27 protein-coding genes are annotated in these 21170 nt (G+C 52.2%); 10 read left to right on the forward strand and 17 right to left on the reverse strand.

Annotated features, from left to right (window positions below; genetic code table 11):
* Nucleotides 1–11: 11 nt before the first annotated feature.
* The 3 genes from kynA to KNP64_RS11935 all read right to left on the reverse strand — a co-directional run bounded on the left by kynA (nucleotide 12) and on the right by KNP64_RS11935 (nucleotide 3776).
* Complete coding sequence (kynA, locus tag KNP64_RS11925; protein ID WP_214711232.1) at nucleotides 12–851, reverse strand: tryptophan 2,3-dioxygenase; 840 nt, start codon at nucleotides 849–851, stop codon at nucleotides 12–14.
* Nucleotides 852–862: 11 nt separating this feature from the next.
* Nucleotides 863–2140 (reverse strand): kynureninase, encoded by a 1278-nt coding sequence (gene kynU, locus KNP64_RS11930; protein WP_214793526.1) that lies wholly within the window; start codon nucleotides 2138–2140, stop codon nucleotides 863–865.
* Nucleotides 2141–2261: 121 nt separating this feature from the next.
* On the reverse strand, nucleotides 2262–3776 hold the full coding sequence (locus KNP64_RS11935) for a BCCT family transporter (RefSeq protein ID WP_214788079.1): 1515 nt from the start codon (nucleotides 3774–3776) through the stop codon (nucleotides 2262–2264).
* A gap of 164 nt (nucleotides 3777–3940) precedes the next feature.
* Between KNP64_RS11935 and KNP64_RS11940 the strand changes: the two genes are divergently transcribed.
* Nucleotides 3941–4795, forward strand: coding sequence for an HAD family hydrolase (locus KNP64_RS11940; protein WP_214793524.1), 855 nt, complete (start codon nucleotides 3941–3943; stop codon nucleotides 4793–4795).
* A 559-nt stretch (nucleotides 4796–5354) separates the two neighbouring features.
* Here KNP64_RS11940 and KNP64_RS11945 read toward each other — a convergent pair.
* Nucleotides 5355–5687, reverse strand: a complete 333-nt coding sequence (locus KNP64_RS11945) for a hypothetical protein (protein ID WP_214764451.1) — start codon at nucleotides 5685–5687, stop codon at nucleotides 5355–5357.
* A 98-nt stretch (nucleotides 5688–5785) separates the two neighbouring features.
* On the opposite strand from KNP64_RS11945, the gene KNP64_RS11950 reads away from it, so the two are divergent.
* A complete protein-coding gene (locus KNP64_RS11950) occupies nucleotides 5786–5947 on the forward strand; it encodes a hypothetical protein (protein ID WP_034779568.1) in 162 nt (53 codons plus the stop codon).
* A gap of 15 nt (nucleotides 5948–5962) precedes the next feature.
* Here the strand turns inward: KNP64_RS11950 and abc-f are convergent, their stop codons facing one another.
* Complete coding sequence (gene abc-f / locus KNP64_RS11955; RefSeq protein ID WP_214793521.1) at nucleotides 5963–7801, reverse strand: ribosomal protection-like ABC-F family protein; 1839 nt, start codon at nucleotides 7799–7801, stop codon at nucleotides 5963–5965.
* 326 nt (nucleotides 7802–8127) lie between these two features.
* Between abc-f and KNP64_RS11960 the strand changes: the two genes are divergently transcribed.
* Nucleotides 8128–9045: a DMT family transporter gene (locus KNP64_RS11960; RefSeq protein ID WP_214793518.1), complete on the forward strand. Its 918-nt coding sequence runs from the start codon at nucleotides 8128–8130 to the stop codon at nucleotides 9043–9045.
* 37 nt (nucleotides 9046–9082) lie between these two features.
* On the opposite strand, the gene KNP64_RS11965 is transcribed toward KNP64_RS11960, so the two are convergent.
* The 5 genes from KNP64_RS11965 to KNP64_RS11985 form a co-directional block, all read right to left on the reverse strand.
* Nucleotides 9083–9268 (reverse strand): hypothetical protein, encoded by a 186-nt coding sequence (locus KNP64_RS11965; RefSeq protein WP_138858649.1) that lies wholly within the window; start codon nucleotides 9266–9268, stop codon nucleotides 9083–9085.
* A gap of 14 nt (nucleotides 9269–9282) precedes the next feature.
* On the reverse strand, nucleotides 9283–10194 hold the full coding sequence (locus KNP64_RS11970; RefSeq protein WP_214793515.1) for a Gfo/Idh/MocA family protein: 912 nt from the start codon (nucleotides 10192–10194) through the stop codon (nucleotides 9283–9285).
* Nucleotides 10195–10278: 84 nt separating this feature from the next.
* Nucleotides 10279–10992 (reverse strand): anti-sigma factor, encoded by a 714-nt coding sequence (locus tag KNP64_RS11975; protein WP_214793512.1) that lies wholly within the window; start codon nucleotides 10990–10992, stop codon nucleotides 10279–10281.
* Nucleotides 10989–11549: an RNA polymerase sigma factor gene (locus KNP64_RS11980; protein ID WP_214793509.1), complete on the reverse strand. Its 561-nt coding sequence runs from the start codon at nucleotides 11547–11549 to the stop codon at nucleotides 10989–10991. Before KNP64_RS11980 ends, KNP64_RS11975 begins: the two co-directional genes overlap by 4 nt.
* Nucleotides 11550–11664: 115 nt before the next feature.
* Entirely contained in the window at nucleotides 11665–11916 is a 252-nt protein-coding gene (locus tag KNP64_RS11985; RefSeq protein WP_214711245.1) for a hypothetical protein, read from the reverse strand.
* Between the two features lie 62 nt (nucleotides 11917–11978).
* On the opposite strand from KNP64_RS11985, the gene KNP64_RS11990 reads away from it, so the two are divergent.
* On the forward strand, nucleotides 11979–12767 hold the full coding sequence (locus KNP64_RS11990; RefSeq protein WP_214793507.1) for an HAD family hydrolase: 789 nt from the start codon (nucleotides 11979–11981) through the stop codon (nucleotides 12765–12767).
* 6 nt (nucleotides 12768–12773) lie between these two features.
* Here the strand turns inward: KNP64_RS11990 and KNP64_RS11995 are convergent, their stop codons facing one another.
* Nucleotides 12774–13046: a hypothetical protein gene (locus KNP64_RS11995; RefSeq protein WP_214793504.1), complete on the reverse strand. Its 273-nt coding sequence runs from the start codon at nucleotides 13044–13046 to the stop codon at nucleotides 12774–12776.
* A gap of 167 nt (nucleotides 13047–13213) precedes the next feature.
* On the reverse strand, nucleotides 13214–13429 hold the full coding sequence (locus KNP64_RS12000; protein ID WP_251126428.1) for a hypothetical protein: 216 nt from the start codon (nucleotides 13427–13429) through the stop codon (nucleotides 13214–13216).
* Between the two features lie 130 nt (nucleotides 13430–13559).
* Here KNP64_RS12000 and KNP64_RS12005 point away from each other — a divergent pair, with 130 nt between their 5' ends.
* The 4 genes from KNP64_RS12005 to KNP64_RS12020 all read left to right on the forward strand — a co-directional run bounded on the left by KNP64_RS12005 (nucleotide 13560) and on the right by KNP64_RS12020 (nucleotide 16047).
* A complete protein-coding gene (locus KNP64_RS12005) occupies nucleotides 13560–13793 on the forward strand; it encodes a hypothetical protein (RefSeq protein ID WP_029594535.1) in 234 nt (77 codons plus the stop codon).
* Nucleotides 13790–13990 carry a helix-hairpin-helix domain-containing protein gene (locus KNP64_RS12010; RefSeq protein ID WP_214793501.1) on the forward strand — a complete coding sequence of 67 codons (201 nt, stop codon included), beginning with the start codon at nucleotides 13790–13792 and terminating at the stop codon, nucleotides 13988–13990. Before KNP64_RS12005 ends, KNP64_RS12010 begins: the two co-directional genes overlap by 4 nt.
* A gap of 155 nt (nucleotides 13991–14145) precedes the next feature.
* Nucleotides 14146–15606 (forward strand): UDP-N-acetylmuramoyl-L-alanyl-D-glutamate--2,6-diaminopimelate ligase, encoded by a 1461-nt coding sequence (locus tag KNP64_RS12015; protein WP_214719085.1) that lies wholly within the window; start codon nucleotides 14146–14148, stop codon nucleotides 15604–15606.
* 96 nt (nucleotides 15607–15702) lie between these two features.
* Nucleotides 15703–16047: a YflT domain-containing protein gene (locus tag KNP64_RS12020; protein ID WP_034779525.1), complete on the forward strand. Its 345-nt coding sequence runs from the start codon at nucleotides 15703–15705 to the stop codon at nucleotides 16045–16047.
* A 58-nt stretch (nucleotides 16048–16105) separates the two neighbouring features.
* Here KNP64_RS12020 and KNP64_RS12025 read toward each other — a convergent pair whose 3' ends face one another.
* A complete protein-coding gene (locus KNP64_RS12025; protein WP_214719087.1) occupies nucleotides 16106–17101 on the reverse strand; it encodes an MDR family oxidoreductase in 996 nt (331 codons plus the stop codon).
* A 146-nt stretch (nucleotides 17102–17247) separates the two neighbouring features.
* Here KNP64_RS12025 and KNP64_RS12030 point away from each other — a divergent pair, with 146 nt between their 5' ends.
* Nucleotides 17248–17679: a hypothetical protein gene (locus tag KNP64_RS12030; RefSeq protein WP_034779522.1), complete on the forward strand. Its 432-nt coding sequence runs from the start codon at nucleotides 17248–17250 to the stop codon at nucleotides 17677–17679.
* A 19-nt stretch (nucleotides 17680–17698) separates the two neighbouring features.
* Here KNP64_RS12030 and KNP64_RS12035 read toward each other — a convergent pair whose 3' ends face one another.
* From KNP64_RS12035 to KNP64_RS12050, 4 genes are all read right to left on the reverse strand, one after another.
* Entirely contained in the window at nucleotides 17699–17905 is a 207-nt protein-coding gene (locus KNP64_RS12035) for a hypothetical protein (RefSeq protein WP_034779520.1), read from the reverse strand.
* A gap of 88 nt (nucleotides 17906–17993) precedes the next feature.
* The gene (locus KNP64_RS12040) at nucleotides 17994–18698 is read right to left on the reverse strand and encodes an SDR family NAD(P)-dependent oxidoreductase (protein ID WP_214793498.1); all 705 of its coding nucleotides are present in this window, start codon (nucleotides 18696–18698) and stop codon (nucleotides 17994–17996) included.
* 11 nt (nucleotides 18699–18709) lie between these two features.
* Nucleotides 18710–19096, reverse strand: a complete 387-nt coding sequence (locus KNP64_RS12045) for a GNAT family N-acetyltransferase (protein ID WP_034779518.1) — start codon at nucleotides 19094–19096, stop codon at nucleotides 18710–18712.
* Nucleotides 19093–20109, reverse strand: coding sequence for a serine hydrolase domain-containing protein (locus KNP64_RS12050; protein ID WP_214793494.1), 1017 nt, complete (start codon nucleotides 20107–20109; stop codon nucleotides 19093–19095). The genes KNP64_RS12045 and KNP64_RS12050 overlap by 4 nt, the downstream gene beginning before the upstream one ends.
* Before the next feature lie 156 nt (nucleotides 20110–20265).
* Between KNP64_RS12050 and KNP64_RS12055 the strand changes: the two genes are divergently transcribed.
* Nucleotides 20266–21168 (forward strand): sensor domain-containing diguanylate cyclase, encoded by a 903-nt coding sequence (locus KNP64_RS12055; RefSeq protein ID WP_214793490.1) that lies wholly within the window; start codon nucleotides 20266–20268, stop codon nucleotides 21166–21168.
* Nucleotides 21169–21170: the final 2 nt, after the last annotated feature.

A 21170-nucleotide genomic window follows, 5' to 3' on the forward strand; every position in this document is an offset into this window, starting at 1 on the left:
GTTCGTCCTCCTTACAGTTTTGTCCGGACAGTCCAAAGTTCAGGGAAGAAACGGTGGTCGAGGACGCGGCGCAAGTAATTGACGCCTGACGATCCACCCGTCCCCATCTTTTGACCGATAATCCGTTCGACGGTGCTCATATGGTTGAAGCGCCACATCTGCTGCTGGCTGCCGATATCGAGCAGTTTCTCTCCGAGCTCATACAAGTCCCAGTACTTGTCCACGTCCCGGTACACCTCGGCCCAAGCCGCTTCGACGCTCTCGTTCCAGTCCCAGTCCTTCGTGACGTCCCGGTTGAGCACGGCGTCATCGATGGCAAGGCCACGGCGGTGCATTTCGTGGACGGTCATATCATAGATGCTCGGTGCCTGTAGCGACGCCTCGAGAAGCGGGTACAGTTTCTCGTCATGGGCGTAGACGCTGAGCGTACGTGCATTTTTAAAGCCGAGCGCGAACTCGATTTGGCGATTTTGGTACGATTGGAAACCAGAAGACGAACCGAGTTTGTCGCGGAACTCCAAATATTCAGCCGGAGTCAATGTCGCGAGCACGCTCCACGACTGGATGAGCTGTTGTTGAATCTTCGAGACACGGGCGAGCATCTTGAACGAACGCTCGAGCTCTCCTGTCTCGATGGCGGTCACGGCCGCCGTCAGTTCATGCAAAATCAATTTCATCCACAGCTCACTCGTCTGATGGATGATGATGAACAGCATCTCGTCATGATGATCCGATAAGCGGTGCTGACTCGATAAAATCGGGTCGAGTTGCAAATAGTCACCGTACGACATGTCTTTCGAAAAGTCTGTCTGAATCGATTGCTCGACTTTGTGTTCAATCCGTTCACTCATATTGTTTCTCCTTAGGCCACGACTTCGCGGACGTTCTCGAACGCCTCGTATTCTTTGTTTTCCATAATTGTCTGTAACGTCATCACGACATCATACACATCGGTGAACGTGTTGTAGAGCGCGACCGGTGCGAGGCGGATGATGTTCGGGGCCCGGAAGTCCGGGATGACGCGATGCTGTTTGAGCGCTTTACAAATGCGGGCTGCCTCAGGGTGTTCGAGACTCAAATGGGCACCACGTTGTGTCTCGTTGCGCGGACTGCCGATAACGAAGCCGTATGGTGCGAGCACTTCGTCAATCAGTGCGGTCATATACGTCGTCAAGGCGAGCGATTTCTCGCGGATGGCGTCCATCCCGATCTCATTGAACATCTCGAGGGCACCAAGTTGCGGGGCCAGGCTCAAGACGTGCGGCGTCCCGATTTGGAACGCACCGGCGTCATCGGCCGGCGTCATCGTATGATCCATGTCGAACTGTTTATCTTTGCGTGAACCGAACCAACCGGCAAGACCAGGCGTCGTCCCGAAGTGACGCTCGTGAACGAATAGACCGCCGACGCTGCCAGGTCCGCCATTCAAATGCTTATAGTTGCACCAGTAGGCAAAGTCGACACCCCAGTCGTGGAATGCGTGTGGGATGGCGCCGACCGAATGGCAGGCGTCCAAGCCGATCAAGATATCCCGTTCATGCGCCGCCTTGGTGAGACGGGCCATATCGAGGATTTGTCCGCTGCGATAGAGGACGGTCGGCAAGACGATCAAGGCGATGTCGTCTGTCATCGCTGCGATGATGTCTTCTTCCTTCAAGTAGCGTCCGTCCGGGCTCGAGACTTGGACCAAATGTTCACTCGGGTCGAGTCCACGGAGCTCGAGTTGACTCTTCAAAGCGTAAATATCAGATGGGAAGGTGAGTGTGTCGGCTAAAATTTTCGTCCGCTTGCCTTCCGGTTTAAAGAATGAGGCGACAAGTTGGTGCAAGTTGACCGTCGTCGACCCGGTGACCATCACTTCTTCGGCTCTTGCTCCGACGAGCGGGGCGTTAAGTGCGGCCAATTGTTCTGACAAGTTGAACCATGGGTGGCGTCCCGACATCCAGCCATCGATTCCGAGCTCTTTCCAATCGTTCAGTGATTCGAGTAACGTCCGTTCGGCCCGTTTCGATAACAGGCCGAGTGAGTTACCGTCCATATAAATGCCGTCTTGCGGCAAATAAAATTCTCCCCGGAATGGTGCGAGCGAGTCGCTGGCGTCGCGTGTTTCCGCATACGCCCGTGTGAAATCTTGAGCCATATCATTTCCCCCTTTGACTTGCGTGTCATGCTGACAAAAGCGTAGCAATCGGCTTTGCACGTGTCAATATGGAGGGACGCATCCCCAAAAGAAAAGGCCGCCTTTGAGGCGACCCCAATTCCTATTTGATTTTACGGACATTTTCTTTGCGCAATAGACTGAACAGCGTGTACACCATCAGAATCAAGATGACGGTGAACGGGAGGGCGGAGATGAGTGAAGCGGTCTGCAATCCCTCGAGCCCGCTCGCGATCAATAGAACGGCGGCGATTCCGCCGAGCAAAATGCCCCAAACGATTCGGACAGTGAGCGGTGGATTCAAACTACCATTCGTCGTCATACTGCTGATGATGTACGTCGCCGAATCGGCTGACGTGATCAAGAAAGTAAGAATCAACAGAATCGACAAGACGGATAAAACAAAACTGAACGGCAATTCGGCGAACGTGACGAACAAAGCACTCGTCACATCGGCATCGACCGCTTGCGCAATCGATGTTCCTTCGAATAAGTCGAGGTGAAGGGCCGTTCCGCCGAACACGGCAATCCACAAGAGCGCGATGAACGGTGGCACGATGAGCACCCCGACGATAAACTCACGAATCGTTCGGCCACGTGAGACGCGGGCGACGAATGCACCGACGAACGGCGACCAAGCGATGGCCCATGCCCAGTAGAAGATGGTCCAATCACGTACCCACGTCCCTTGCTGGTACGGCTGCAAACGAAGACTGTAGCGGATAAAGTTCTGTAAATAATCCCCTAACCCGAGCGTGAACGTCTCTAAAATAAAGATGGTCGGGCCGGCAAAGAACACGAATACCATCAATACGAGCGCGGTCCCGAGGTTGATATTACTGAGCCATTTGATGCCGCGGTCGAGACCGGTCGTCGTCGAAGTCAAAAACAAGACGGTCAAAACAACGATAATCAATACTTGGACGAGCGCTGTGTTCGGCAACCCGAAGACACTGTTCAAACCACCGTTGATTTGGAGCACACCGAGACCGAGTGACGTGGCGACACCCATGACGGTCGCGATGACGGCTAAAATATCAATCGTTTGATTGAGCGGCTGTTTATAAGCCCGGTCTTTAATGAGCGGAGACAGACTCGTCGAAATAAGCCCGTCCGCATTTCGGCGGAACTGGAAATACGCGATAATCAAGCCGACGATGGCGAAGACGGACCATTGGCTGACGCCCCAATGGAAGAAGGAATATGCCATGGCCAATCGAGCTCCTTCGACGGTCAGCTCGGTCGTATCCGCATACGGAGGGGTGATGAAATGGCTCATCGGTTCGGCAACGCCCCAAAAGACAAGTCCGACCCCGAAACCAGCGGAGAACAGCATCCCGATCCAAGTAAAGAACGGGTATTGCGGACGGTCCTGGTCCGTCCCGAGCCGAATCTTCCCGTATTTACTGAACGCGAGGAAGACGAGGAAGACGACGAACAAGAAGACGGCGAGTAAGTAAAACCAACCAAACGAGCGGGTCGTGAAGTTGAAGATGTTCCCGGCAATCGTCGCGAAAAACGTCGGACGAATCGCACCAAACAGGACGAGGAGAGCGATGAGACTCGCCGAAATGTAGAACACGCGATTCAAGCGTGGCTTTTCAGGTGAAGTGTTCATGAGGACTCCTTTCCAAACGCACAAATTATTATTTAGGACTAATAAATATTTCCCTATTTGCGTGAAAGGAAAACGCCTATATGCCAGAATGGTGTTTTCTTTGCGTTGAGATGAATGAATTCGGGGAATGGAATGATGAGACGCGTTTGAGAGGAGATTGGAATATGAAATTGATTGCCATCGATTTAGACGGGACGTTATTGTCTCGAACTGGTATCATCACAGAAACGAACCAAGACGCAATCCGGCGTCGCCAAGCCGAGGGAGATTTGGTCGCCATCTCTTCGGGCCGATCGATTCACGATATCGAAGAGTTGCTGCGACGGAGCAGATTGACTTGTCCAATCTTGTCCGGGAACGGGGCAATCGCTTTCTATGAGAACGAACGCATTTATTACCACGCGCTCCCGAAAGACGTCGTACAGGAGTTGTGGGATGTGGCCCATGAGCACGGAGCGTATGTCGAATTTTATACGAATGCCGGGGTGAAAGTACTCCGTTCGGGTACCGATTTACTGAAGGGCGAGTTGGATGAGGTGTTGCCACACGACCAATCGTTCTCACAGGAATGGGGCGAGCGGGAGATTGAGATTCAAAACGAACAGTTCGGGCTGACATATGTTGATGCGATCGAGGACATCGACTTTGAGGCCGACGAAGTGTACAAAGTCTTTGTCTATTCGTTCGATCGGCGCAAACTGCACGAGCTCCGGAAACTGTATGAGCCACGGACCGACATTTTGATCACGACGGCAGGCTGGACAAAAATCGAGATCGGTCATCCGAATGCGAGCAAAGGGATGGCCTTGACGCAGTTGGCAGAGCATCACGGTATTCCCCAAGCGGATATTGTGGCCATCGGGGACAATTTGAACGACATCTCGATGTTCGAAGTGGCGGAAACGAGGATTGCGATGGGGAACGCCGTCGATCCGTTGAAAGACATCAGCACCCATATCACGAAGGATGTCGAGGACGATGGCGTCGCCTATGCGCTCGACCATTATATCGACGACTAAATTTTGGAGAAATGGTGAACACGGATTCGATGTCACGTAAAACGGTTAATGTATTAGTGTAGTCCTTATTCAACGTGTTGAGCTGATGGGGGGCAACGGATGAAACGAAGATTCAATCGTTGTTTGACTGAGGCCGGCTCGGTGAAACGAGAGACAAGTTGGTTGAAAGACCGGCGGACCAGGTGATCTCCTGATTCAAACTGTCGTCCACCTGACCTCGCGCGAGAGGTGAGGGGCAGACAAAAAGGATATGTGGGAGGCAAAACGTCTAGGAAGTTCGGTGTTTCAAAACAGGTGGGCATGATGAGGTTCAAGATGGATTTCAACCTTATTACGTCGAAACGCAGTCATGGCCGTTTTGGAGGCAATGTCTCTGTGCAGGGTCAGATTGATGTTCAGACGAACGAACGCTCCGAAATCACGTTCTGAACCGCGTCCATTTTCTAGCACGTATCGATTGATTGCATGGGACGGTCGGCTGGGAACTTTCTCGGTCGGATGAAAGTCCGCTCTACTAGAATCGCTCACCGTTAAGCGCCACGATACGTGGCGCTTTTTCTTATGGGGCGAACGTGGCGACCCGGTCCGGTTGTTTGCCATCTGCTCGTTCAAACTTCACACGATGGCCGTCTGCGGCCTGTTCGACCTGAAACGTGTAAGCGGCGTCGGGTTCGTCTTCGAACGTCACATCATAGACGTAGCCGCTTAAGGAAAGGGTACCGTCAATCGAATAGGTTTCCGCCGAAATGTTATAATGAGTCGCAAGGTACTGCTCCAAAGCCCGCTCGCGTTCTTTAATTTCGGTCGAGTAGCGGACGTAGAGGAACGTAGCGGCCGTGATGGTGACGACGAGGGTGAATCGGAGAATCGTCTCCCAGTTTCGTTTTGGCATGAGCACGTCCCCTTTCCATATCTGTAGAATAAGAATTTCAAAATATTTTACGAAAAATTCTGACAAATTACAAGAAAAAATTGTAGAGGAGTGACGACATGCCGAAAATATATTGGCTCGGGACGTTCGTGAGCGGATTGATCCTCATGATGATGGGGGAAACGGGTGCTGTCCCACGTATCGTGCCCTATTTTTTGATGGCGCTTGGCGTGACGGGCTTTCTTGTCCAAGCTTGGTTCGAACAAAAACGACGCCGCTAAAGGCGTCGTTTTTGATTAAATCGATTCGAGCAACTGGTTCAACAACGTGTCGATGTCTGCTTGGAGCGCATCGGCTTGTTGCTGCAACGTCATTAATTCTTCTAAATCGTTCGTCTCATTCATCTGGTGCAGGAGTGCTTGATGTGATGCCTCGAGCTCGGTCAGGCGAGCTTCATCAACTGTGGTGTCGTGAGTCGTTTCTTGCTTCGGTTTCACGAGTTTCGGTTTAGGAACGACGACCTCTGCGTTCATTTCATGTTGCCGTTTTTCGAGCGCATACGACACGTTTCCCGGGAAATGTGTCGCTGTCCCATCAAGCCAATACGTAATCGGGAACAGCTTGTTCAAGAAGTAGCGATCGTGTGAGACGGCGACGAGCGTGCCGGTAAAGCGGTCGAGTGCGTCTTCGAGTGCCTCACGCGCTTCGATGTCGAGATGGTTCGTCGGTTCGTCTAACACGAGCACGTTGATGTCCTCGTGCATGAGGATGGCGAGCATGAGCCGCATCTTCTCACCGCCGCTCAAATCTTTGACTGGTTTGAAGACGCTCGCGCCATAGAAGAGGAACTGGGCCAGCAATTGACGGGCCTTCCCTTCATCGACAGCGATGCGGTCACGGAACGCCTCGATGAGCCGATGGGAGTCATCAAAGTCGATGTGTTGGGACAAGTAGCCGATTTGGGCCCGTTCCGCTCGTCGCACCTCGCCTGTCGCCGGTTCGAGGTGACCGAGCAACACTTTCAACAGGGTCGACTTGCCGCTCCCATTTGGGCCGACGATGGCGATGCGTTCGCCATGACCGGCGTAGAACGAGACGTGTTCGAAGACGGTCCGGTCGTAAGTGACCGTCACGTCGGTCGCCTCGAACACATCGCGTCCGGTCCGCCCCTGAGCCGTGAACTGAATGTCCGGTTGAACGGCCTCGAGTCGTGGTTTTTTGATCGTCTCGATGCGGGCGAGCGCTTTCTCCATCGATTTGGCGCGCCGATAAAACTTCTCGTTCGGTGGATTGCCTTCGTTCGCCCACTGTCTTAGCTGTCGAATCGTTTCCTTCATCTTCTTGATTTTCTTTTGTTGCTCCGTATAGGCATGGAATTGATCGAGCAACTTCTTTTCTTTTTGGGCGACGAACGCGCTGTAGTTGCCATTAAAACTAGCCAACTCCCCGTCCTCACATTCGACGATGCGTGTGGCGACGGCGTCGAGAAACACGCGATCGTGTGAGACGAGGAGAAGCGTGGACGGGCTGTCACGCAGGAATGACTCGAGCCAAGTCATCGCTTCTAAATCGAGATGGTTCGTCGGTTCGTCGAGGATGAGCAGTTCCGGCTCTTGGAGCAACGCCAAGGCGAGTCCGACTTTGGTCCGTTCGCCGCCGCTGAGTGTATCGAACGGTCGGTCGACGAAACTTGTGAGCCGTAATCCATCGATCATCGCATTCACTTTCGAATCGATGGCATAGCCGCCGTCGTTCTCATAGCGCATCTGCAGGGCGCCGTACGTCTCGAGGAGTGAGTCGATGTCATCACTTGAGATCATCTGTTCCTCGAGTCGTCGCATCTCGTCACCGAGTCTCGTCAACTCGGTGAACGCGGTATAGAGTACGTCTCGCCCTGATTTACCGGGATGGGCAGGAATCTGGGCCAAATAGCCAATCGTCAGCCGTTGTTTTCGATAGATCGTCCCTTCGTCGGGCGAATCGGCGCCGACGATGAGGTGTAGGAGTGTCGTCTTGCCGCTCCCGTTCCGTCCGACGAGCCCGATTCGCTCGCCTGCGTTTACCTGAAGATTGGCATCGATTAAGACGGCGTGGCCGCCGAATTGTTTTTGAATATGTTGTAATTCGATTAACATAGATGGTTCCTCCTAAAGTAGAGGCCTATCAAAAAAACCGAGCGCAAAGAAGCGCTCGGCAAGAAAGAGAGGCGCTTTGTCGTATTTCAACAATGTCTAAAAAAGGACAGACGGGTCCTGTGGTTACGCGACATCGTGAAAAATCGCACGCAAAATGTACAAATGTTCTGTTGACCAGTGCGTACGTCCGACAAAGTTCACCTTTCTCCCTCCTTTCAATCATCATTAGAGTTATTGTAAGCGATTTCGGTCAGTTCGACAACTAGAGAGACAGGAATTTCAGGAAACGGTGTCGTATTGTTTAGGCATCAGAAAGGAGAGACGCTATGCGCAAGGAATGGCTCGGTGCTATCAGTTTAACGCTCGCCGCCAGCATTTGGGGCGGGATGTACGTCGTCAGTAAGTATGCGCTCGGCTATATCGAACCGTTCACGCTCGTCTGGATGCGCTACGCCGTCGCTTTTGTCGTTCTGTTTATAATGTGGTGGGCGTTCGGACGCGAGCAGATTGCCAGGGGCGCCTGGAAGTGGATTGCGCTCGTCGGAGTCGTCGGCTATGTCGCCTCGATTTCATTTCAATTCATCGGCACGAAACTCTCAGATGCCCATACCGGATCGCTTGTGACGGCGGCGACGCCGGCGTTCATGGTAATCTTCGCCCGATCGATCTTGAAAGAGCGGCTCACACCTGTCAAAATCGGGTCACTTCTGTTGGCGACGCTCGGGGTCATCATCGTCGTCGGCTGGCACGTCGAAGGTACGTATTTCATCGGTAGCCTCGTCTTGGTCGGTGCCGCCATCACGTGGGCGCTCATGTCCATCTATGTGAAAATCGCTTCCGAGACGATGTCGTCGTTAACGATCACGACGTTCGCCATCGGCATCGCCTTCGTATTGATGACGCCACTCATGGGAATGGAAGTGGCCGCATCCGGTTTACCGGATATGACCACGGTGTTGTGGCTCAGTGTGTTATACGTTGGCATCATTTCGACGGCCGGGGCGTTCTTCTTTTGGAACAAAGGGATCGAACTCATGGATGCGAGCGTCGGGTCGCTGTTTTTCTTCTTCCAACCGCTCGTCGGGGGTTACCTCGGCTGGCTCGTCCTCGACGAACGGCTCGACCGCAACTTCTTCATCGGTGCCGGCTGCATCATCACGGCCGTCACCTGGTCGACACTCACCGAACGACGGCAAAAGCGTGTCCACGAGACACGTCAAGCTGAGGAGCGCCATATCTTATAACCAAAGACGACCGACCCGCTCTGGACCGATCGTCTTTTTAAAATCCGTGATGATCGAGTTTGTCTTCGTCGCGCTTCATCTCGAGCTCGAGCCGCTGGATGGCGAGCTTTTCTTGTTCGACTTTGAGTCGAAGTTCCTCGACACGAACCTTTTGCCTCTTGTTGAAGCTGTCCGCGGCGATGGACACGACGACGATAATCATAATGTAGAAAAAGAAATCCATCTGTTTTCCTCCTCTTAGCGTGAGCTGAACAAATCTGTCACCATCTGTTGTGTGAGGAGCGCCTCACGACCGTCCGTCATGATGGCCGTATCGTCGGTCAACGCCGAGATGAAGTGGTCGATCGCTCCTTGAAAGCCTCGTTGAGTCAAGAGTGTGTCCCATGACCCGAACGTCTTCGTCGAATGGGCACCGTGCTCGAAGCGCTGAAGCGTCACCATCTCATCGACCGTCACGCGAAGTCCGTCCCGGATGGCGCTGAGTCCTTCATGATTCGTCCCGGCTTTACGGTGCATCGACGTCGTGTGCAGTCCGTGCTCGTCTTGCCAGACGTGGCGGGCGAAATGAAGTCCGTTCGCTGTGGTCTTCTCCAAATGCCCTGTGACTAGACGCAACTCGCTTCCGGTGAGATACCGGAGCGTGTCGACGACATGCAAATAGTCATCGAGCAATGTGAACTGATAGTCGTGGCCGCGCAATCCGTCCCCGCGATGCTTGACGAAGTCGAGCGTGTGGAATGGGGCTGCTTCTTTCACGTGCTGATACATCGGGGCGAAGCGGCGATTGAAGCCAACCATGAGCTTCCGGTTCGTCTGCTCGGCCAGCTCGACGAGACGTTCCGCCTGTTCGATTGTCGCAGCGAGTGGTTTATCGACATACACATCGACACCGTTTGCGAGCAGATAAGAGACGACGTCGAAATGCGTCTCGGTCGAACTGTGGACGAACGCCGCGTCGACGGCTGCCGCAAGCTCGGGCAGTCCTGTGAATGATTCCATCCGGTGGGCTCGACAGATCGCCTCACGTTTGGCGACGGTCGGGGAATAGGCACCGATCAGTTCGAACGATGTGCTGTTCGATAAAATCGGTAAGTACGCTTTCTGAGCGATGCCGCCGAGACCGACGACACCAATTTTAGGCTGACGCATATGTACCACTCCTTTTCTATCATCATAACGAAAAAAGAACCGAATGACACGTACGCGTGGTGCGTCAGGTCATTCGGTCCTTGCTTATAGGCTGGCACTGAGCACGATGTCGCCCTCGGGTGCCGTGTTGCCCCGTTCGGGTTCTTTCGTGACAGCAACGGTATCCCAGTCCATCTCTGATTCGGTCGAATCGAGCGTATAGATGACGGTCCCGTTCCCTTTGTCGTCCGTAACGAACGCCCCGGTCGGAATCGGCGAGCCGTCTTTTAACAACCAAACTTGATACACTTCGTTCGCTTCGAGCGCATCGAGTCCCTTCGTCTGGACGATGAGCTGGCGCTGGCCGTCCTGTTCGGCGAGGTAAGCCACGCCTTCCGATTCGCCTTCGAGCGGGACGGTCTCGGTCAAGGCGATGCCGCTCGGGTCATCTTGGTTCAAGAGCAGGTAGCCGTTCCCGATCAAGGAGAGCATGAGTGCGGCTACGAGAGCGAGCGCTCCCCATGGCGTCTTCTGTTTTTTCTTCGATGCCGTGAATGGGGTGACCGGGGTCGGTTCGTCTGGTTTCGACGCTGTCTCCGTATCGTCTTCTGCGAACACGTTGTCGAGGATGCGTGCCTTCATCCCGCTCGGTGGTTCAGCCGGTTCAGAGAGGAACGCGACGCCGCCGACGAGGGCCTCGAGTTGTTCGAGCTCTTCTTGACACGTTTGACATGTCGCGAGATGCGCTTCAAACCGGATGCGTTCGTCTTCCGTCAAATGCTGGTTGAAATAATCAATCAATTGGTCACAAGCGTTCATCGTTCCACCTCCTTATCGATCAAATCATGGGATAGATGCCTTCGTAACTGTTTCAACGCTAATCGAATCCTTCCTTTTACGGTACCGAGCGGGATGTCGCACGCATCGGCAATCTTTTGTTGGCTGAGCCCTTGGAAATACATGAGACGGACGACTTGTTGTTGCTCGGTCGGCAGTTCGGCCATCGCCGTCTCGATTTGCGTTCGCTCTTCTTGCCATTCGACCTCGGTCTCGACGGACGGGGCCGGGGACGGGATGGCTTCAGCGTAAGACTCGTCTAGTTGTAGGTCGGGTTTTCGTTTGCGAATCAAGTCGATCGTGACATGACGGCTCATCGTGAACAGCCACGATTTGAATTTTCCTTTTGAGTCATCATATACGCCGCCGCCGCGCCACAGCTTGATGAATACTTCCTGCATCGCTTCTTCGGCGAGGTCGCGGTCTTTCGTCAACTGCATGACAAAGGAATACAGGATTCGTTCGTAGCGATCATAAAGTGCCTCGAGCGCTTGTTTGTCTTTTTGCCTGACGCGCTCGTACAGTTCAATATCAGTCATGGCTGTCTCCTTTATCCATAAGGGAATCCCTTGTATTGATCTAACGGATGAAACCGTGAAATGGATGCCTATTTGAGGTGACTATTTTGTGAACGGTCGTTATGTAGTCCCGTGTTTAACGGGAGCATGTCGACGTCGCGTCGCCGAGGCGGCGGAAGAGTTTCAAATTCAAGGCGCTGAGCAGTCGATACGTCATAAAACTAATGAACGTCGCCGTGAGGAGCGTGACGAGAAGTGCGGGTCCGTTCGAGAGCCATTGTTGCCAAAATGAATATGTCCGTATGCCGAACAAAAAGGCGAAGACAAGTCCGAACCCGATCACGATTCCGCTATACTGACAGTAGTAGCGGCTTAAACGATTTTTCATGTTGCACGTCCTTTCTCCTTTTACTATACGAGAAGGGGTATGGCGACACAAGGAGGATGACGATGAAACGATTTACAAAGGAAGGACGGACGCTCATCTGTTTTGATTTCGACGAGACGTACTTCCCGCATGCTTGTTCCGCAAAGCAGTTGGAGCACTTGCGGCAACTCGAAGATTTTCTCGATCATCATTCACATCGCTTATCGACGATGTGGGTGACGGGGAGTTCGCTCGAGACGATTATGGAGAAAGTGAAGCGGGCCGAGATGCGTTACTTCCCACATCGAATCGCGGCGAGTCTCGGGACAGAGCTGTATCAAGTGATGGCGTCCGGACAACTGGAGCTTGATCCCGGTTATTCGTCACGGTTTCCCGATGATTTTTCAGACCGCGTCACCCAAGTCGTCGACAGGCTAGGGCGAACACTCACGATTGAACCACAGACGAATCTTGGCACAAGCGGCTGGATGCACAATTATTATTACTTCGGCAAGAGCGCACAGGAGCTCGAGCATATTCGTTCGAGTGCCGGTGACTTCGGAATCGCGGTCAACGTTAGTCGTTGCAACCCGCTCGCCGGGGATCCGGCAGACGCCTACGATATTGATTTCATCCCACGAGGGGCGGGGAAAGTCGCTGCAGTCGACTACGTGTGCGACCGATATACGTTTCATACCGAGCACGCCTACGCGTTCGGGGACAGTGGGAACGATTTAGGAATGTTGGGGTATGTCGGTAACGGCTATGTGCTTGGCAACGGGACGGAAGAAGCCAAACGAGAACATGGTCGTGTCACCGAGGGCATGTATGCGGATGGGATTCTAGAAGTGTTGCATCGAGCGATGCGATAGACGAACTCAAGCGCTGGCGACTAGACGTAGCGCTGCGCTCTCCACCCGCTCGAACAAATGCGTTCTCAGCCGATGGGTCGTCAAATCGAGCGGCAGACGATGCTTCCAAAGCTCGGTGAACACCTCGAATAGGACGGCCTCGGCCCAGTCGGCTCGCGTCGTCAAGCGGAGGGTGAGCGAATATAAGATGCGCTCATAGCGGTCGTACAGCAGTTCGAGCGCGGAAGTGTCGCGGTTTAACAATCGTGCGTATAAATCGTGATCGGATATGAATGACATGGTGAACTCCTTTAGGAATGAGACTGTCTCGTGGTTTGACTTGCGGGAAAATGACGAAACCTTCTTAATTTCACTTATAAGGTGAGCGTAAACGGTTACTTGCTGATTCGAGCACATTCAAAAAACACCCGAGGTCCGCGTCTAGCGGCCAGGCGGGTGTTTTTGGGTTAAAACGACGTATAACAGTGAGGGCATGTCTGGGTGTTCCCACCGGACCGTTTGAACGTTTTCTTACAGTTCGGACACGTGACGGTCTCGGTGTCTTGGCCGAACAGGCTGCCGCGGTTGAATAAGACATTTCGCAAATTTGGCAAGGCTTTGGCGGTATAAATCATGGAGATGAATAGGACGATGGCCAAAACGGCCAACATGACATATGTCATAACGGGCGTACTCCTTTCGCAAAAGATTCATTTCTTCTAGCATACGGCAAATCGCTCAAACGCACACCTCTAGACTGGAGTTACGAACAAATGTTCGATATAATAAAGGTAACAAAAGGAGGGAGATCAGATGAGGCAAGAGGTCATGCGTTGGATGCGGAACGGACAAGTCGTAGAAATGGTGTATATCGATCGGAACGGGGTCATTTCAAAGCGACGCGTCAAACTGATGAAGCTGCAAGGCGATCGACTTGTCGCGTGGGATATACGCAAGAAGGCCCGTCGGACATTTTGTATGGAACGTGTCCTCGCCTGTCTCCCGACGATCGAACGAGATTCAGGACGAGAGGAGGGAATTGGATGACACCACTTCCGAAATGTTCGGCGCCGGCCGAACGGGCGCTCAAGGCCGCCTATATCGATACGCTCGAACAGTTGGCCACGTATACGAAGCAAGAGATTGCGGCCTTACATGGGATCGGGCCAAGTGTGCTGCGGATCTTGGAAACCGCGCTTCATGAGCAAGGACTTCGGTTCACCGACAGCGAAATACATTCCTAGTCCCGTCCTGGACTAGGAATTTTTTAATTGGGCGATTGCATTGCACGTAAAAAGGGAAGTAATATATTTGTCATCTCCATTACAGCCTAATATCTAGTACCATGACGATAAGGTTTGCGAACCTAGCGACACCCATGAGAAAGGAAGTACACAGCATGAGGACGAAACGTTTATCCGCCATTCTAGAAAATGAGATGGATGACATCGAACGCGATCCATGGGTGACCGGAATTGAGACAGATTCCAGAAAGGTCAGTCCAGGGAATTTATTTATCTGTATCCGCGGTTATACGGTGGACGGACATGAATTCGCTGAGGATGCCGTCTCCAAAGGAGCGGTTGCTGTCATCTCGGAATACCCGCTTGATCTTGAGGTGCCGAACCTTGTCGTCGCGGACACGAAGCGGACAGCCGGTGTGGTGGCCAGTGCCTTTTATGACCACCCCTCACATCGGATGCGTATTTACGGTGTCACCGGTACGAATGGCAAAACGACGACCGCGACATTGACATATGATCTATTTCGTCTGTCCGGACGACCGGTCGGGATTGTCAGTACGATTGGAGCACGTTATAAAGATCAAACATTAAAAACACCAAATACGACGCCGGAAGCCGTCGTCTTACATCGTATTTTGGCCGAGATGGCGGATGCCGGCGTGACCGACTGTGTCGTCGAAGTCTCCTCGCATGCAATGATGGAAGGACGTGTCGAAGGCGTCCGATTTCACGCGGCGGCGTTCACGAACTTGACGCATGACCACTTGGATTACCATCGCTCAATGGACGAGTACGCCCGGGCCAAAGCCCGATTATTCGAACAAGTCGAAACGACAGACGGGGACGCCATTATTTTGAACGCCGAAGACCCGGCCAGTAAAACGATGGCCGCCTTTGCCCCGACCCGTCGACGTATCATGTATAGCACGCATGCGGACGTACCGGCCGATATCCAAGTCATTTGGCATGACCAAACGGTAGTCGTCAAAATGAACGCACTGACGATTGAGGCGCCGGTCCGCTTCATGGGCGCATTCAATGCCGCCAACTTGGCCGCAGCCATCGGTCTCGTCTCGACGTCGGAACTGATGTTGCGTGCAATCATCGCCAACGTGCCGGGACTCACGCTTCCGAAAGGTCGGCTCGAACGACTCGATACGGAAGACGCCGAGATTTATCTCGATTATGCCCATACGCCTGATGGTCTCGAGAAGTGTCTATCGACGCTTCAGCAAGGTGAGCGAGAGCTCGTGGTCGTCTTGAGTGCGGCCGGAGACCGCGATCCGACGAAGCGGGCAGAGATGGGTCGAATCGCGAGCCGCTATTCAGACGATTTAATCGTGACAGTACATGACGTGCGGACGGAAGACCCGAGGCACATCATCGATGGATTGCTCGAAGGTGTTGATTCGAACACGCATTACGTGACGTTCGAGGAACGGCGAGATGCCTTGCGCCATGCAGCGCAACAAGCGCTCGTCGGGAAACGGATCGTCGTCGTCGGAAAAGGTCATGACCATGTCGAACGAGTCGGACAAGAGTCGATTCCGTTCAACGAATCGGACATTTTGCTCGATGAATTAAAAAAATTAAAAGGCCAAGAACCGGCCGTTTAACGAAACGATGACAGCTGTCATCGTTTTTTAATGTGTCATTTTAGGAAAAGAAGGTAATTACTCTTACTGTAACGCTATCGAAGGAGGGAACTACACATGTCAGTTTTGTACAAAGAGTTCACAAATGATGAAGAAGTCGTGACCGCCATTCAATCGATGAAAGCGAAAGGGATTGAGGACAAGCACATTTATGTCATCACCCATGACGATGACCGGACCGACCGTGTGGCCGATAATGCCGACGCGAATACGGTGACGGCATCAGACGTCGGCCTGGGGACGGCCGCGAAAAATGTGTTCCGTAAAAAAGGGGACGAGCTTCGAGCCCAATTCGAACAGCTCGGCTTCTCATCGACCGAAGCGGATCAACTCGAGAAAAAATTAGACCAAGGCAAGGTGATCGTCGTCGTCAAAGACGCACCAGCCGGATTCACGTTATAATTCCACCACCATGGAGAATACAGAGACAGGGCTGAATCGATGGATTCAGCCCTGTTTGTTAGTCATGGATCCGAACGACGGTCCGACCGCTCAGTTCGCCGCGCATCATCGCCTCAGCGTGGCGAGGGATGTCATGCAACGGAATCTCATGAATCATATGGTTGAGCACGTTAGAATCAAGCAGCTCATCCAGTCGTTCCCACGCCTTCAGACGACGTACGATGGGTTGCATGACCGAGTCGATGCCGATTAATTTGACTCCGCGCAAAATAAACGGATAAACAGTTGTTGGAAGGTCGGAACCGCCGACAAGTCCGCAAGCTGCAACGGCACCTTCATAACGCGTTTGACTCAAAATATTCGCAAGAGTGGCCCCGCCAATCGAATCGATTGCCGCGTCAAACCGCTGTCGAGCTAACGGACGAACCGCTCCCTCAAGCTCGTGTCGATCGATGACGGTGTCAACGCCAAGTGCTTGCAAATAAGGGGAGTCTGTTTTTCCTGTGGATGCGATGACGTGATAGCCAAGTTTATGAAGTAAGATAATCGAAAAACTGCCTACGCCTCCAGTTGCACCTGTTACTAGCACTTCTTCCCCTGGTCGAACGCCAGCGGACTCAAGCGCATCGATTGAAAGCATGGCTGTCAATCCAGGTGTCCCGATTGTGATGGCATCACGCATGTCCATACCTTTAGGCAGTTTTACAAGCCAGTTTCCGGGAACTTGTGCAAATTGACTGAATCCGCCGAAATGTCGTTCGCCGATCCCGAAACCGGTGGCGATGACTTCATCGCCGGCTTTGAAGTCGAGATGATCGGACTCGACGACCTTGCCGACAAATTCACATCCAGGGATGAACGGGTATTGATTAATGATTTTTCCGGGTTCGGTAAGACCGAGGGCGTCCTTATAATTGAGTGCGGAATAATGGACCTCGACGAGGACGTTACCGTCTTCTTCTTTTGGAAGCGCGTCGAGTTTGACGTCCGTCACCTTGGCGTGAAGATGGTCATCCGTCTTGTCGAGGACGAGTGCTTGAAATGATTCGTTCATGGTCAATTGGCCCCTTTCGCTGATCCGTATTCTATTCCTTTGTTATGATTCCCTACCTGCCAAAATATATACACGAATGTTTCGTTCTAACAGGGAGTGGAATGGTACAATGAAAGAGATTCAACTAGAGTGAGGAGGAATGAAGCATGCGGCACGACGACTATGAGTTTGATGAAGAAGTAGAAGAAGGCGAATTGTTCAACGTATACGACATTCTGCCACCGGATGGTACCATTCTTGAGATGGCAACGGCCGAAGAGATGGTACGTGCGGCGGAACTCGAGGCGACACATAATGCGCTCGAGCGAATCCAAGACTCAAACTTTCAGTTGTCAGGGGTAACCTTTAAAGAGTTGCTGGCAGAGTTCGAACGATACGAGCAAGAATCGATGGAATTCTGGACAGGTGTTTATAGCCGATTGCGCATTCCATGGGCATGGACGATTCGAATCGATGTGGCCAACGGTCCGATTCACGTCGTCAATGACCGCGACATCTTTATCGATGAAGCGGACTTCGAAGAGTACGATTTCGAGGAATATGCTGATGATGATTACGAAGAAGAAGACAATCAATGAATCCAAAAACGTCTTTCCCTCATTCAGGGAAAGACGTTTTTTTGCTGTCGAGGAGAGCAACACGGATGCGCGTTACTTCTGTCGCTCCGAACCAAAGTCCGACGCTACATAAGATGGCGACACCGCTCACCATCGCTCCGACAATCGCCGTGTCCCCAATCATCGTGAACGACAATCCGAGACTGAACAAGCCGAAAAATAATAATCCTCCTGCAATCGTCTTCATGACTTAGCCACCCTTTCTCATTTCATCTGTCTCTAGTGTAGGCGGTTGAACCTAAAAAGGGTGGCTGAATTTTATACCAGGTGAAAAATCAGTCTAGGTCATACACCGAATACGTCTTGCCATTCTCGAACGGCTCGTCTAGCAAGTGTTTCGCCAAGATGCGGGCGACCGTTTCAGGGGTGCGCAATCGTCCTTCCGTCACATAGGAGCGGAACTGTTCAACGTCACGGAACGCGTCTTCTGACGAGGCTCGAATGCTTTCCTGCATCGCGGTGTCCATGACGCCTGGATTGAACAAGGCGACCTTGTCGTCCGTATCGGTCAATTCAAGGGCGACCGTCTCGGTGAAATGATCGAGCCCGGCTTTCGTTGCACAATAGGCACTCCAGCCCGAGATGGGGCGCTTGGCGGCCCCAGAGGTCACATGGATGAGCGAGACGGGCAGGTCGTATGCGAGCACCGCGTTTGTCAAGAGCATCGGGGCGAGCAGGTTGGCTTGGACGTGGGCGATGAGCTGCGCAGCGTCCAATTGACCGGCCCGATGAATCGGTTCAATCAACGCCGCATTTTGGACGACGAGCAAAGACGTTGCCGTCTCGATGAGCGGCTTCATCTGTCCAATTGCGGCCAGTGTGCTTGTCGGATCAGCTAAGTCGACCTTGACGTGACGGAACGAGGCATCGGTCGCCTGCGTCCGTGAAAAATTGACGACCTCATAATCACGCTTCAATAGTTCTTCGGCGATGGCACGGCCGAGGCCGCGCGATGCACCGGTCACAATGCCTAGTTTCATGACAGTTCCTCCTATTCGTGAATCGTCTTTCGATACCCGTAAAACGGGCGGAAATTCAATTTCTCGTAGTACGTGTGGGATGAAGCGCTCGCGAGCATCTCGAGGCGCGTTTCGGGGTAGAGCGCATGCACGTGTGACAGCAGTCGCTCGCCAATCCCGAGGCGACGGTGCGAGGCCGCGATGAGCAGTTCGCACACGTACAGGCTCACGGTCGTGTCGGTCAATCCACGCAAGTAGGCAATCACCTGTCCTTCTGACTCGACGACATAGGCGACGTTCGATTGCCGCCACGCCTGTTTCGTCAACTCGTGTTGTCGGACGAGTTGACTCCAACCTTCCGTTTCATTCAACGCTTGAATCTGTTCGAAGTCACGTTCTTCGTATGGGCGGATGTTCAAGAAGACACACCTGCTTTCTGTTCGATGACTTTCATGAGGTCGAACGCCCCGTCTGACTCGTTCGAACAGACGACCGAGACGATGTCTGCGGCCGGATAGTAAGCAGAATGAAAACTGACGCCGGGGTCATAGCCCATGACATGATATTTGAAGACGTGTCGATTCGCGTCCAATTGAATCCACAGACCGTAGCCATAATGTACGCCTTTGTCGGTTACCTTCACATGAGGAGTCAGCAGTCGTGATGTCATCTCCTCATCAAGTAGGCGATGAGCGAGCAGGGCGTTCCAAAGTTTGGCCATATCTTGTGCCGTCACGAACGCACCGCCGTCCGCGCCGCCTTTTATGGGAATCGAATAGTGGTTCGTCCGCCAAGAGCCGTTCGCGTGGTCGATATACCCGAGCGCCGTGTGCGCTGGTAAGGCATCGAGGGAGAAGTACCCCGAATCGGTCATGTCGGCCGGTTTGAACACGAATCGTTCGATATAGTCCGAGAACGTCAACCTGCTCGCTTGTTCGATGATGAGGCCGAGCAGGATATACCCGGCATTATTGTATTGGAACATGCCCTGTTCTTGTCGCATCGGTTCGTGCTGGAACATCGGGAGAAAGTCACGTAGCTGCCTGATGTGATACATTGGACGCTGTCGCCACAATTCCTCGAAATCGTCCATGACAGACTCGTCGAAATAGTCGGGGATGCCGGACGTGTGGGTGAGCAACTGTTCAACTGTCACGGCTGGGTCAAATCGAGGGAAGTCGATGTCCAAACTCTCGCGGAGTGTCGACGTAAACGACAATTTTCCTTGTTCGACGAGCTGGCAGATGGCAATCGCTGTGAACAGCTTACAGCCCGAAGCGATGCCGAAGCGGGTCGACGTTTGATTTTCGATTTGTTCGGCCCGATTCGCGTAGCCTTGCTGAAGTTCGAACAGGATGTCGTCTTGTCGCATGACGAGCGCCGATCCGGAAAAGGTAGATGAGACTCCATAGGGTGACCAGTCAGGACTCATGGTTGACCTCCAACTTCTAATTTTAAGTTTAAGTTTACATTCATCAACAAATGAACGTTACATTTAAACATTAACCTAAATAATGGAAAAGGTACAGGCGGCGTTTCGCTAACATGATACGATAGAATAGTACGTTTAGATGGGGAGCGGGAAAACATGGAACAATTTTGGTTAGGTTTATTAGTTGGATTGATTTTGGTACTTGTTGCGCAGAAGATACTTCAATCACGTAAAGAGGTGGACGGGGCGTTTGCACATTTCGGTAACCACGTTAAAGACGTCATTTATATATTTGAAGTCAAACCAACGTTTCGTTTTCGTTACATAAGTCCTTCCCTTGATTTGTATTTAGGTGAGGGTGTTGTAGCGGAAAACTATGAAAATCCAGATGATTGTTTTCGTCGTATTCACCCAGATGATTATCAAATTCTCATGAATAAAGTCTCAGGAAAGATGAGTTACGATGAGGCTATCTCGCAACGTTGGCGCACTAATGACGGTCGTTACTTGCGCTTTGAAGAATACACGACTCCGATTTATAAAAATGGTGAGATTGTAGCTGTACAAGGAATCATTCGAAATGTAGAAGCGGCTGTAATGAAACGTGAGGAGTTAGAATATGTGAGCCGTCATGACGAACTCACTGGGGTTTTGAACCGACGTGCCTTTAACGAAACAATTGATCGTCTTTCTTTTAAAAAAGTAGGGTTGATCGTCATCGATTTAAATGACTTGAAGAAAATTAATGACCATCAAGGTCATTCGGCTGGTGATCAGTTACTTCAGAAAACGGGACTCCTCTTGCAAGGGTTAAGCACAAACGTTTATCGGATTGGAGGCGACGAATTTGTTGTATTAACTGATCAACTACAACAAGATAAATTGCTAGATTTGACGGTTTCCATTAGAAGCGTGTTTGAATCGAATGATATTTCAGCCGCTGTCGGTGCAGCTTGGGAGGAACAGTTAAACGATTTCAAGAAATTGTATGATCAAGCGGATCAAAACATGTATGAACAGAAGAATAGAAGTAAGACAAATCGACACGTTCCTTGCTAAAA

This window comes from Exiguobacterium sp. s64 (genome assembly GCF_018618035.1).
GTDB classification, from domain to species: Bacteria; Bacillota; Bacilli; order Exiguobacteriales; family Exiguobacteriaceae; genus Exiguobacterium; species Exiguobacterium mexicanum_A.